Below are 13340 nucleotides of genomic sequence, written 5' to 3'. Positions count from 1 at the left end.
GCTCGCCGGCTTGACCGGTCGGGACCCGCGGTGGTCTCGGACAACCGCACAGAACTAGCCGTTGTGCGGGCCTCATCTCCGGACGCCCCTCGGACGGAACGGATACCCGTCGATCAGATCGTGAACGGCCAGCCGGTGATCTTCTTCTCCCGCGGCTTGGCGTAGGTCCGGACCTTCGACGTCGAGAGTCCCATCCGGACAAGACCTTCGGCGATCGTGACGGCCGAGCGCACACCGTCGACGATCGGCACGCCGGTCGCGGCGCGGACCTGTTCCTCGAGTTCGGCCATCCCGCCGCAGCCGAGGCAGATCACCTCGGCGTGGTCGTCGGCAACCGCCTGCCGGGACTGTTCGACGATCGCCTTGACCGCCCGTTCCGGATCCGACTCGAGTTCCAGCACACCGAGACCCGAGGCCCGGACCGATGCGCAGCGCTGGTCGAGTCCGGCGAGCTTGAGCCGGTCCTCGATCAGCGGGACCGTGCGGTCCAGCGTCGTCACGACCGAGAACCGGTGACCCAGATACATCGCCGTCGACGCCGCGGCCTCGGTGATGTCGACGACCGGGACCTCGAGGAGTTCCTGCAGTCCCTCGCGTCCGTGTTCGCCGTACCCGGCCTGGATGACGGCGTCATACGGCTCGGGGTAGGCGAGGATCGCGTCCATCACCGCGATCGCGGCGAGGTAGGACTCGAAGTTGCCCTCGCACGAGTCGGCACCGAACCGTGGTGTGATGCCGACGATCTCGGTGCCGGGCGAGGCGACCGAGCGTGCCGAGGAGGCGATGGCCTCGGTCATCGACTCGGTCGTGTTGACGTTGGCGACGAGGATGCGCATCGGATCTTCCTCCGGGGTTGTCAGTGGGTGCTGGGGACGGAGATCGGCTCACCCGACACCTCGGCGAACGGTCCCCGGCGGTCGGCCACCAGCAGGTAGACGACCGCGCCGAGACCGGCACCGATGAACCAGGAGAACTCCGAGACCACCTCGAAAGCCGAGACGAAGGCCATCACCAGGGCGATGGCGGCCGTCGGGACCAGGGCGACGATGGCCCGCATGTTCACGCCGTTGCGGTAATGGTAAGCGGCATCCGGGGCTTCGCTGAACAACGCGGGGACGTCGATCCGCGAGCGTCGGACGAGCCAGTAGTCGGCCATGACGATGCCGAACAGCGGCCCGAGGAGCGCACCGAGTCCACCGAGGAAGTAGTTGATCACCGCGGGCGAGTTGTAGAGATTCCACGGCAGGATGACCAGGCCGATGACCGCCGCGACGAATGCTGCACGCCGGAAGTCGAGGTGGCGCGGAAACAGGTTGGACAGCGCGTAGATCGGGGCGACGAAGTTGGCCATCAGGTTGACCGCCACGGTCAGGATCAACAGCGCCAGGCAGGCCAGCACCAGCAGGAAGGTGTTGGGCACGGTCTGGACGATGTCCGACGGCGACTCGATGACGCGGCCGTCGATCCGGAACTGGGCGCCGGCCAGGACGACCACGATGCCGCCGAACAGCAGCATGTTGAGCGGGATGCCCCAGAAGTTGCCGCGCACGATCGCCTTTCGCGATTCGGCGTTGCGGGTGAAATCGCAGAAGTTCAGGACGAAGGTGCCGTAGATGGCGACCCACAGGCTGGCGCCGCCGATGATCTTGAGCCACATGTCGACACCGGTGAGCGAGTCGGGCGTCGACCACGCGATGCTCCAGTCGGCGTTGCTCAGCATCCAGATGGCCAGCGCGACCATCGTGATCAGGATGACCGGACCGGCGAAGGCCTCGTAGCGACGGATCATCTCCATGCCGTAGCTGACGATGATCACCTGGATGACCCACAACGACACGAAGGAGATCCAGCCGAGGGTCGAGAGCCCGAGGAACCGGTTGGTGTCCAGATCGGCCGCACCCGGGAACAGCGCGACCAGCATGATCCGGAGGACGACGGACGCGAGGTAGGTCTGGATGCCGAACCACGCGATGGCGACTCCACCGCGGATGAGGGCCGGGATCTGCGCGCCGCGGATGCCGAACGAGATTCGGCTCATGACCGGGAACGGCACACCGGTCTTCTCGCCCATGAAACCGGAGAGGTTCAGAAGCAGGAAGAGGAAGACGCCGCCGAGCACCAGCGCCGTCAGGATCTGCCAGCCGCCCAGTCCGAGCGCGAAGAGGCCGATCGCGAACGCGTAGTTGCCGAGGCTGTGAACGTCGTTGGCCCACAACGTGAAGATGTTGTAGCTGCTCCAGCGTCGGCCGACGCGGCTGGTGGGCGCCAGGTCGTCGTTGTACAGCTTGGGACTCAGCCCGGCCGGGACGGTTCCGGTCACACCGTGCGCGTCCTCGGCGACGGGGATGCCGGTCCGGGACGTCGTCGACGTCGCCTCGTCGCGCTGGATCGTGAACGGTTCAGTGCTCATCTCTGCACTTTCGGTCGGACGGTCGATGACCGCGCTCGTACACTCGCGAAGTTTCCGTGATGTGGAATTAGTGTTCCGCGTGCGTGAAGGTTATCCGCATCGTCAGGGGCGTTGTCAATAGCACCGCCCAGCACTACTCGCGAGCCGCGTTTCCGAAATAGCATCGCAAGATTCCACGATGAGGAATCTGCTGGGTTAGTCTCTGGACCGACCCCCGGACACGGCGACCACCCAAGGAGTCCCGCCCCATGACCGCAGAAACCGGTGCCCCGACCCCTCTCTCCGATTCCGCCTCCGACGTGACCGAAGCGCCGTTCGACCTGGTCGTGCGGGGCCGCCAGACGCTGACGACGGCCGGTATCGTGGCGCGGGAGATCGGCATCCGCGGCGGGCGTGTCGTCGCCATCGAACCGCTCGGGAGCGGACTGGCCGGCCGCGAGGTCATCGAGCTGGCCGACGACCAGGTGATGATCCCCGGACTGGTGGACACCCATGTGCACGTCAACGAGCCCGGCCGCACCGAATGGGAGGGCTTCGACTCGGCCACCCGTGCGGCGGCCGCCGGCGGCGTCACCACGCTCATCGACATGCCGCTCAACTCGATCCCGCCCACCGTGAACGTCGACGCGCTGGCCGAGAAGCGCGCAGCCGCGCAGGGCAAGACGCACATCGACGTCGGTTTCTGGGGCGGCGCCATCCCCGGCAACGAAGACGACCTACGCGGACTGCACGACGCGGGCGTGTTCGGCTTCAAGTGCTTCCTGCTGCACTCGGGGGTCGACGAGTTCCCGCACCTGACGGCCGACGAGATGGAAGCCGACATGGCGAAGCTCGCCGAGTTCGACTCGCTGATGATCGTCCACGCCGAGGACTCCCGCGCCATCGACAACGCCCCGTCACCGGAAGGCGACGACTACGCCCGCTTCCTCGCGTCGCGGCCGCGGGGCGCCGAGAACCTGGCGATCGCCGAGGTCATCGAGCGTGCGCGATGGACGGGCGTGCGTGCACACGTGCTCCACCTGTCCTCGTCGGACGCCCTGCCGATGCTGGCCAGCGCGAAGAACGACGGGGTGAAGATCACGGTCGAGACCTGCCCGCACTACCTCACCCTGCTGGCCGAGGAGGTGCCCAACGGCGCGACGGCCTTCAAGTGCTGTCCGCCCATCCGCGAGGCCGGCAACCGCGAGTTGCTCTGGGAGGGACTGCTCGACGGCACGATCGACTGCATCGTCTCCGACCACTCGCCGTCGACCATCGATCTCAAGGACCCCGAGAACGGCGACTTCGGCGTCGCGTGGGGCGGCGTCGCGTCACTGCAGCTCGGGCTGTCGCTCATCTGGTCGGAGGCCAAGAAACGCGGCATCGACCTTCCGCAGGTCATCGAGTGGATGGCGTCGAAGCCCGCGGATCTCGCCGGCCTGCCGACCAAGGGCCGCATCGCCCTCGGCTGCGATGCCGACTTCGCGATCTTCGAGCCAGAATCCGCCCATATCGTCGACGTCAACCGGCTCCACCACAAGAATCCGGTGAGCCCGTACGACGGCCGCGCGTTGGCCGGGGTGGTCACGGGGACCTGGGTTCGCGGACAGCGGGTCGACTTCGAGACCCCGCGGGGTCGGATGCTCCGCCGCGGCGACGTCTGAGTACGCCCGACGCGTCGCGTCATGCCGGTTGAGCCGACACCGAGCGTAGCGAGGCGTCGCGTCGAAACCCCGCCCGCCACCGAGCGTAGCGAGGCGTTACCACCGCCCACAGCCAGAACAGTGCCGGATGCCCCACCCGGTAAGCTCGATCGAATGAGTTCGGATGACCAGCACGCCGGCCTGGCCGATGAGTTGGCCGCGCGTTCCGACGACGAGCTCACCGAACTGCTGATCGAACGCCCCGACCTCGCCTCCCCAACTCCGCAGGGCACCCGGGTCCTGGCGCAGCGTGCTCTCTCGGCGGCGTCGTTGGCGCTGGCCGGGGAGGATCTCGACGTCCTGGCAGTGACGGTCCTGGAGCAGGCGATCGCGCTGGGCAGCCGTAGTACCGCGAAGACCAAGCGCCCATCGGTCACCAAGATCGTCAAGGCGCTGTCCGGGCGCGCCGACGCCGATGCCGTCCGGGCGCGCATCGACCTTCTCCGACGCCGCGCGATCCTCTGGGGCGACAAGACCTCTCTCTGCGCCGGCGAGCACGTGGAGTCCGCGATGCCGTGGCGGTCATCGCATCTCACCGGCCCGATGGCGGGGCGGACCGGCGAGGAGATCGCCGCGATGATCGCCGATCTCGACGAGCGACCGAGAGAGCTCCTGGAGACCCTCGCTCGCGGTCCGGCCCTGGGTCGCAGCCGCGACGCGGCCCCCGACGCCGACCCGTCCACGCCGGTCGCACAGCTGATCTCGTCGGGACTACTGGCCCGCGTCGACAATCAGACCGTCGAACTCCCACCCATGGTCGGAGCGGTGATCCGCGACGAACCAGCCTGGCGCACCGATGATCTCACTCCCCCTCCGTTGCACGAACCGGGTCTCAAGCCCCGCTTCCCGGCCAAGGCGGTCGACGCCGCGGCGGGCGGCGAGGCACTCGAACTCATCCGCCACCTCACCTCGCTGATCAACGTCCTCGGCGCCACCCCCGCCGCGGTCCTGCGGTCCGGAGCGCTGGGCGTCCGCGAACTCCGACGCCTCGCCAAGCTCACCGGCATCGAGACCGGGAGCGTCGCCTTCCTGATCGAACTCGCCGGTTACCTCCGGATCATCGACGCCGGGTTCCCGGAACCTCCGCCGCCCAACGACTCCGGCGAGCAGGCCTTCGCCCCGACCTCCACCGCGGACACCTGGATGCACCAGCCGCGCGAACGCCAGTGGCTGTCCCTGGCCGACGCCTGGCTGCACATGCCCCGCCGCGCCTGGCAGGTCGGCGACCCCGACCGCGACGGCAACGCGATGGCCACCCTGTCCGCCGAACTCCACGACGCCTACGCCCCCATCCAGCGGCAGCTCATCCTGTCGACGCTCGCCCACGCCGATCCGGCGGTCGCGGTGTCGCCCGACGCCGTGCTGGCGAACCTGCACTGGCATCGGCCGCGCCAGATCCGACGCTTCAGCCGACGCCTCGTCGCCGAAACCCTGCGTGAGGCACGCGAAATCGGCCTCGTCGCGCACGATGCGCTGACCACCGTCGGCCGGGCCTACACCGTCGAACCGCCGGCCGACGCCGATCCCGCCGACGCCGACGCCGCGGTCCTGGCGGCGATGCGGGCCGTACTGCCCGAGCCGGTGGACCACTTCCTCACCCAGGCCGACCTCACGCTCACCGTGCCGGGCCCGATGACACCGGAACTCGCCGAGCAGGTCGAACTCGTCGCCGACCTCGAATCCGGTGGCGCGGCGTCGGTGTACCGGATCACCCCGGAGAGCGTGCGCCGCGCGCTCGACGCCGGACGCAGCAGCAACGAGCTGCTGTCGATGTTCACCACCCATTCGAGAACTCCGGTGCCACAATCTCTTTCGTATCTGATCGAGGACGTCGCCCGTAAGCACGGACAGTTGCGGGTCGGCGTCGCGTCGGCCTTCATCCGCTGCGAGGACTCGACGGTCCTGGCCGCGGTGCTGCGCAGTCCGGCCGCCGAACCCCTTGCGCTGCGGGCGCTCGCCCCGACCGTGGCGATCTCGCCGTCGGAGGTGCGCGAGGTGATCGATCAGCTGCGCGCCGCGGGATTCGCTCCGGCAGGCGAGGATTCGTCGGGCGCCGTCGTCGACCTCCGCGAACGCGGCAGTCGCGTCACCGTGTCGCGGGCACGTCGCCAGAGCCAGCCGCGCCGCAGCGCGCCGTCGGCGGAACAGCTGCGTTCGGTGGTCGGACGGATCCGCTCGACCGACCGCGCCGCGGCGGCCACCCCGGTACGCACCACCTCGACCTCGACACCCGTGCGGGCGACCGGCGGCGGCGAGTCGGCCACCGCGCTGATCCAGCTCGCACTGCGCGCCCACCGGCGTCTCCGCGTCGGATATGTCGACGCCCAGGGGTCGGCCAGCCGCCACGTCGTGACCCCGAAGGTCCTCGGCGCCGGCCAACTGGTGGCCGTCGAAGACGGCAACGACACCGAGCAGCGGTTCTCCCTGCACCGCCTCACCAGCGTCGAGCTGCTCGACGCCTAGTCTGCGCCGGTCCGGCGAAATTCTCGTCCCCCTGAGCACCACCCGAGGGCATATTGCCCCCGGACACCCTTCAGGGGGACGAATTTCTCAGCCGTCCGGCCGCCCAATGGAACGACCTGTGACATCCGTCTCAGAATCTTGGTAGGCTCACGGGTACTCAGCCGAGGAAAGTTGGCCCGTCATGACCGCTGTGCGCCCTCTCGCCGACGCTACCGCCGACGTCCCGGACACCTACCAGCACGACCTGGTATCGAGGATCAAACCGCCGTCACGACGCCGGCGTCCGGTGACACGCCCCGCCGACCTCGTCACCGTCATCGGTCCGACGCTCTCCGTCGCGAACGTGATCATGCAGCTGTCCAACCCGAAGGTCGGGTACGGCGTCCACGAGAGCCGCGTCCCGCGGGGCAACGCCATCAAGCGCCCGACCAAACGGGCCCGCACCACCGGCACCTTCCTGGCCGTCGCGCTGATGGGCAGCGACGAGGACAATGCCTACATCCACGAGTTCGTCGGCCGTGTCCACGACCAGGTCTACTCCACCGAGACCAGCCCCGTCCGCTACAGCGCCAACGATTCGCGTCTGCAGCTGTGGGTCGCGGTGTGCCTGCTCAAGTACTTCATCGACCAGTACGAACTGATCTACGGACCGCTCACCGAGGCCGAGAAGCAGATGGTCCTCACCGAGGCGCATCCGCTCGGCACCGCGCTCAACGTCCCCCGCGACAAGTGGCCGGCCACCTACGACGAGCTCCTCGTCTACTGGAACAGCCAGCTGGCCGAACTGCGGATCGACGAGCCGGTGCGCCAGGAACTACGCAATCTCGCCGACCTCTCGTTCCTCGAGTTCCGCGCCGGCGTCGTGGGCACCGTCGCCCACAAGACCCTCGGCGGTTTCCTCACCTACGCCATCAACGCAGGCCTCCCCCCGGAGTTCCGCGCGATGATGGGCTGGACCTGGACCGAGGACGACGCCCGCCGCTACCAGTCGATTCTCGCCGCGATGCGCGTCGTCGACCCGGTCGTGGCACCGCTTCTGCGGGGTATTTTCCGGCTGAACATCGTCGACCTGCGGGTGCGCCGACGGCTCGGCATCCCCGTGTTCTGACCCACAAAGAGGCCCGTCGCTGACAATCGGTGCTCCCATCTGGACAATGGAGCGGGTGACCGATGGACCCCTGATCGTGCAATCCGACAAAACGCTGCTGCTCGAGGTCGACCACCCCGACGCGCCGGCGGCCCGTGCGGCGATCGCACCCTTCGCCGAGCTCGAACGTGCCCCCGAGCACGTGCACACCTACCGGGTCACGCCTCTCGCCCTGTGGAATGCGCGCGCCGCGGGTCACGACGCCGAACAGGTCGTCGACGCGCTGGTCACCTACTCGCGCTATGCCGTGCCGCAGCCGCTGCTGATGGACGTCGTCGACACGATGGGCCGCTTCGGCCGCCTGCAGCTGGTGAAGCACCCGGCGCACGGACTGACCCTCGTCAGCCTCGACCGTGCGGTGCTGCTCGAGGTCATGCGCAACAAGAAGGTCGCCCCGATGCTGGGTGCGCAGATCGACGACGACACCGTCATCGTCCATCCGTCCGAGCGCGGCCGCCTCAAGCAGGTGCTGCTGAAGGTCGGCTGGCCGGCCGAGGACCTCGCGGGTTATGTCGACGGCGAGGCGCATCCCATCGCCCTCGCCCAGGACGACTGGCACCTGCGCGACTATCAGGAGATGGCGGCCGACTCGTTCTGGGCCGGCGGCTCCGGTGTGGTCGTGCTGCCGTGTGGTGCGGGCAAGACGATGGTCGGCGCGGCCGCGATGGCCAAGGCCGGCGCCACCACACTGATCCTGGTGACCAACACCGTCGCCGGCCGGCAGTGGAAGCGCGAGCTGATCGCCCGCACCACGCTGACCGAGGAGGAGATCGGCGAGTACTCCGGCGAGCGCAAGGAGATCCGTCCGGTCACCATTGCGACCTATCAGGTGATGACGCGAAAGTCGAAGGGCGAGTACAGGAATCTCGACCTCTTCGACTCCCGCGACTGGGGCCTGATCATCTACGACGAGGTGCACCTGCTGCCCGCCCCGGTCTTCCGCATGACCGCCGACCTGCAGTCGCGCCGACGCCTCGGCCTCACCGCGACCCTGGTCCGCGAGGACGGCCGCGAAGATGACGTCTTCTCCCTCATCGGCCCCAAGCGTTACGACGCCCCGTGGAAGGACATCGAGGCCCAGGGCTGGATCGCACCCGCCGAGTGCATCGAGGTCCGCGTGACGCTCACCGACGAGGAGCGCCTGCAGTACGCGGTCGCCGAGCCAGAGGAGAAGTACAAGCTCTGCTCCACCGCGCACACCAAGGTCAACGTGGTGAAGGCGATCCTGAACAAGCACCAGGGGGCGCCGACGCTGGTGATCGGCGCCTATATCGACCAGCTGGAGGAGCTCGGCCGCGAACTCGACTGCCCGGTCATCCAGGGGTCGACGAAGAACAAGGAGCGCGAGATCCTGTTCGACCGCTTCCGTTCCGGCGAGTTGCAGACGCTCGTCGTGTCCAAGGTGGCGAACTTCTCCATCGACCTCCCGGAGGCGTCGGTAGCCGTCCAGGTGTCGGGCACCTTCGGGTCACGCCAGGAAGAGGCCCAGCGCCTCGGTCGCCTGCTGCGACCGAAACACGATGGCGGACAAGCCCACTTCTACTCGGTGGTGTCCCGCGACACCCTCGACGCCGATTACGCCGCACACCGGCAGCGGTTCCTCGCCGAGCAGGGTTACGCGTACCGCATCACCGACGCCGACGACCTCCTCGGCCCGACCATCGGGGACACCACCTCCGCGGACTGAGTCAGGCCCCGACCCCGGCGGCGAGACCCGCCGGGGTCGACCACGCCCCTGTCCCCCGTCAGATCTCGACGAGGCAATATCCGATCGACTCCGGCTGGAAGAACGTCCAGCGGGCTTCGCCCGTGGCGCAGGTGACCGACGAGGTGGCCCGTGTGCTGACGCGCGCGAGTACCGTCCGCAACGCGGGCGCACTCGTGCACGGAACCTCGCGATAGTCCGACAGCGACCCGCCCTCCTTCGGGATCAGATAGCAGAGCCCCTGGTAGAAATTCGGTGTGAGGCACAGCTTCCGGGTGCTGTTCGGGAAGGTCAGCGTCGAATTCTGTTCGCTGGCACAGGACGTGGATGCGGGGATGATCGACGCGGTGTAGAAGTTCATGCCCGACGAGTCGCAGTCGACCTTCGACGCCAGCACCGTCGTCGACGACCCCGCCTGCATGGCGATGCTGACGCATTCGCCGAGTTGCACGTCGTCGGGTCCGGTGACCGACAGTGGCGTGGTGTCGGTGGTGCGGGCCGCGGGACTCTGGCCCGGGGTGGTCCCGGCGGACTCCGTGGGGCCGGCTGCGTTCGTCGTCGATGTCCCCGACGCCTCGGGTGGGCTCGACACCTTGGTCGCCACGTAGACGATGCCACCGACGATGGCGAGGACCAGCACGAGCGCGAGCGCACCGAGCGCGATCAGTACCCCCGACCCCTTCTTCCCGGGCGGCGGCGTCGGGTATCCGGGTTGCGACGGATACCCCTGGTAGCCGCCGGGATACGAACCCGGTGGCGGTTGTCCGGGCGAATACCCCGGCGACCCGGTGCCGGGCGAAGCCCCGGCATACGACGGTTGACCCCCGTAGGGCGGCTGCGCGGCCCGAGGCGATTGCTGCGGCCCATGGCTCCCCGGCCGCTGATACGGAGCACCGATTCCCGGTCCGGGCGTCGAACCGGGGGCTGGCAGCGGCGGCCCCTTGGACAGCTTCGGCGGGTCCGGTGTGGTGAGTGCTCGTTCGAGTTCGACGCCGAACTCACGGCACGAGCGATAGCGGCGTTCGGGTTCCTTGGCCAGTGCGCGACTGAACACCGCGTCGGCCGCGGGCGAGATCCCGGGACGCAGGCTCGACAGTCGTGGCGGCATCGACTGCAGATGGTGGGCGATGATCGACGCCGTGCCGGAGCCCTGGAACGGTGGCCGGCCGGTGAGGAGTTCGAAGACGGTGGCGGCGAGCGCGTACTGGTCGGCGCGGCCGTCGACGGTGTCGCCGAGCAGTTGCTCCGGCGCCGCGTAGGCCACGGTGCCGAGGAAGACGTTGGTCGACGTCAGATGGCTGACGTCCTGTTCCGACTTGGCAATCCCGAAGTCCGCGAGCAACACTCGCGGTTCTGGACTGTCGAGGCCCTGGAGCAGGATGTTGGCGGGTTTGACGTCGCGGTGCAGCAGGCCGGTGGCGTGGGCACGGTCGAGGGCGGCGCCGACGGACCGGACGATGGCGATGACGGTCTGCGGATCGAGTCCCTGCGGAGTCTTCCGCAACAGTTTGAGGGCGTCGATGCCGTCGATGAACTCCATCGCGATCCACAGATGACCGTCGTACTCACCGGAGTTGAAGATGGTGACGATCGACGGATGCACGACACTCGAGGCGTGTTCGGCCTCCTTGACGAACCGCTGCCGGTACATCGGGTCACGGCTGAGTTCGGCAGGCAGGACCTTCAGCGCCTCGTTGCGCGGCAGGTGCGGGTGTCGGGCCAGATAGATCTCGCCCATTCCGCCCCGACCGATGAGTCGGATGATCGTGTATCCGGCGAAGTGCTCCCCGGGGTTCCGCGGCATCGCCCCTCCTCATCCTTCTCGGCAGGTTGTCCAAGTCTGTCACCTCCAGATCGTGTGCGGCGACCACAACGTGTCCCGGCGTCGCTCAACCGGACCACCCCGGAACGATGCGGCGGTGGCCCGGTCGAGGGGCGATGAGGGTCAGGCGCCGGACAGCGACGCCAGGCAGTAGACGCGCGGTTCCGGCTTCTCGTAGGTGGCCTTGACCTGGCCTTCGGCGCATTCGAGCGAGCCGTCGCCGGTGGTCTCGACGCGATAGATCACGGAGTCGGGGCCGGCGTCGGCGTCGCAGTCGACCTCCTTGAAGTCGACCAGCGACCCACCCGCGGACTGCGGGATCGAGTAGCACTCACTCTGAGCGAAGTTCGGCATCAGACACAGACGGTCGGAGGTCTCGGGGAAGGTCAGGTAGTTCTCGAACTCGCCGCACTCGCCGGACACGATCTGCGACGCGATGAAGGTCATCGCGTCGGCGTCGCAATCCGACTTCGTCGCCTCGACCGTTGCATCGTCGCCGCCGGCCGTCCTGACCTGCACACATTGACCGATCGCCACATCCGACGGCTTGGAGACGTTGTTCGTCACACGCTCGACCGACGAACATCCGCCCAGCACCACCAGCGCGGCGCACGCCACGATCGCGATGATGCCCGCGGGTCGCACGCGACCAGACGTTCGAACCTTCGCCGGCGCTGTCATGCGAGGATCGTACGCTGCAATGACGTTGCAAAGCCCGGGAATCAGGCAGGTCAAACGCGGTCCGGACGCTGCACGGCCCGGCGATGTGCCACCCTGGACGCATGTCATTCGAGAGCAGGACCGCGACCCGTCTGCGGCCGTTCATGACCACGATCTTCGCCGAGATGTCGGCGCTGGCCGTCGAGCACGACGCCATCAACCTGGGGCAGGGTTTCCCCGACACCGACGGTCCGGAAGCGATGCTCGAAGCCGCCCGGCGCGCCATCACCGACGGCCACAACCAGTACCCGCCCGGGATCGGGGTCCTGGAACTGCGGCATGCGGTCGCGCGCCACCAGCGCGAGCACTACGACCTCGACTACGACCCCGACCGCGAGGTTCTGATCACGGTCGGCGCGACGGAAGCGGTCGCGGGTGCCATCGTCGGGATCATCGAGCCGGGCGACGAGGTCATCATGATCGAGCCGTACTACGACGCCTACGCCGCGACCGTCGCGATGGCCGGTGGTGTCCGACGCGTCGTACCGCTCGTCCCCGACGGCGACGGTTTCCGCCTCGACCGCGAACGTCTCGCGGACGCCTTCGGCCCGAAGAGTGCCGTGTTCATGCTGAACACGCCGCACAATCCGACGGGCACCGTGCTCTCCGAGGACGACCTCGCCGAAATCGCCCGCCTGTGCATCGAATTCGACGTCATCGCGGTGACCGACGAGGTGTACGAACACCTGCTCTTCGACGGACGCACCCACACCCCGCTGGCGACCCTGCCCGAGATGCGCGAGCGTACGCTCCGGATCTCCAGCGCCGGTAAGACTTTCAACTGCACGGGCTGGAAGGTCGGCTGGATCAGTGGACCACCTGAACTGGTCGCCGCGGCCAAGACGGCCAAGCAGTACATGTCCTACGTCGGTTCCGGACCGTTCCAACCGGCCGTCGCGCACGCACTCGACAACGAGATCGGTTGGGTCCGTGGATCGGCCGCCGCGCTGCAGGAGAAGCGGGATATGATCACCGACGCGCTACTCGACGCCGGCTTCGACGTACATCGCAGCGAGGCAACCTATTTCGTCTGCGCCGATCCCCGCCCCCTCGGCATCGACGACGGCATCGAGTTCTGCCGGTCGTTGCCGGAACGGATCGGCGTCGCCGCGGTCCCGGTCAGCGTCTTCGCCGACGACCGTGAACCCTGGCACCACCTCGTACGCTTCGCCTTCGCCAAACGCGACGACGTTATCGCCGAAGCCGCGGAACGGTTGCGAAACCTCTGAGCTCCGCCCCCATGCCGGTTCAGCCGACACCGAGCGAAGCGAGGCGTCGCGTCGAAACCCGCGCCCAACCCCACGCCGGTTGAGCCGACACCGAGCGAAGCGAGGCGTCGCGTCGAAACCCGCGCCCAACCCCACGCCGGTTGAGCCGACACCGAGCGAAGC

At 68.2% G+C, this 13340-nt stretch carries 9 protein-coding genes; 5 read left to right on the top strand and 4 right to left on the bottom strand.

The window, feature by feature from the left end; all coding sequences use genetic code 11:
• Positions 1 to 113: 113 nt before the first annotated feature.
• Both GAA2_RS05740 and GAA2_RS05735 read right to left on the bottom strand, forming a co-directional pair.
• Positions 114 to 836, bottom strand: a complete 723-nt coding sequence (locus tag GAA2_RS05740; RefSeq protein WP_006438200.1) for an aspartate/glutamate racemase family protein — start codon at positions 834 to 836, stop codon at positions 114 to 116.
• A 20-nt stretch (positions 837 to 856) separates the two neighbouring features.
• Complete coding sequence (locus tag GAA2_RS05735; protein WP_006438199.1) at positions 857 to 2410, bottom strand: NCS1 family nucleobase:cation symporter-1; 1554 nt, start codon at positions 2408 to 2410, stop codon at positions 857 to 859.
• A 248-nt stretch (positions 2411 to 2658) separates the two neighbouring features.
• Between GAA2_RS05735 and allB the strand changes: the two genes are divergently transcribed.
• The 4 genes from allB to GAA2_RS05715 all read left to right on the top strand — a co-directional run bounded on the left by allB (position 2659) and on the right by GAA2_RS05715 (position 9389).
• Positions 2659 to 4053 (top strand): allantoinase AllB, encoded by a 1395-nt coding sequence (gene allB / locus GAA2_RS05730; protein WP_006438198.1) that lies wholly within the window; start codon positions 2659 to 2661, stop codon positions 4051 to 4053.
• Between the two features lie 153 nt (positions 4054 to 4206).
• A complete protein-coding gene (locus GAA2_RS05725) occupies positions 4207 to 6555 on the top strand; it encodes a helicase-associated domain-containing protein (RefSeq protein ID WP_006438197.1) in 2349 nt (782 codons plus the stop codon).
• Between the two features lie 181 nt (positions 6556 to 6736).
• Positions 6737 to 7663, top strand: coding sequence for an oxygenase MpaB family protein (locus tag GAA2_RS05720; protein ID WP_006438196.1), 927 nt, complete (start codon positions 6737 to 6739; stop codon positions 7661 to 7663).
• A gap of 55 nt (positions 7664 to 7718) precedes the next feature.
• On the top strand, positions 7719 to 9389 hold the full coding sequence (locus GAA2_RS05715) for a DNA repair helicase XPB (protein WP_332490534.1): 1671 nt from the start codon (positions 7719 to 7721) through the stop codon (positions 9387 to 9389).
• A 58-nt stretch (positions 9390 to 9447) separates the two neighbouring features.
• On the opposite strand, the gene GAA2_RS05710 is transcribed toward GAA2_RS05715, so the two are convergent.
• Both GAA2_RS05710 and GAA2_RS05705 read right to left on the bottom strand, forming a co-directional pair.
• On the bottom strand, positions 9448 to 11211 hold the full coding sequence (locus tag GAA2_RS05710; protein ID WP_006438194.1) for a protein kinase domain-containing protein: 1764 nt from the start codon (positions 11209 to 11211) through the stop codon (positions 9448 to 9450).
• 141 nt (positions 11212 to 11352) lie between these two features.
• Positions 11353 to 11910 (bottom strand): hypothetical protein, encoded by a 558-nt coding sequence (locus GAA2_RS05705; protein ID WP_040004991.1) that lies wholly within the window; start codon positions 11908 to 11910, stop codon positions 11353 to 11355.
• A gap of 101 nt (positions 11911 to 12011) precedes the next feature.
• Between GAA2_RS05705 and GAA2_RS05700 the strand changes: the two genes are divergently transcribed.
• Positions 12012 to 13178 (top strand): pyridoxal phosphate-dependent aminotransferase, encoded by a 1167-nt coding sequence (locus GAA2_RS05700; RefSeq protein ID WP_006438192.1) that lies wholly within the window; start codon positions 12012 to 12014, stop codon positions 13176 to 13178.
• Positions 13179 to 13340: the final 162 nt, after the last annotated feature.

The organism is Gordonia ajococcus (assembly GCF_012974285.1).
GTDB classification, from domain to species: domain Bacteria; phylum Actinomycetota; class Actinomycetes; order Mycobacteriales; family Mycobacteriaceae; genus Gordonia; species Gordonia amicalis.
The sequence above is the reverse complement of the archived record's forward strand: the minus strand, read 5'-3'. Positions and strand labels throughout refer to the sequence as shown.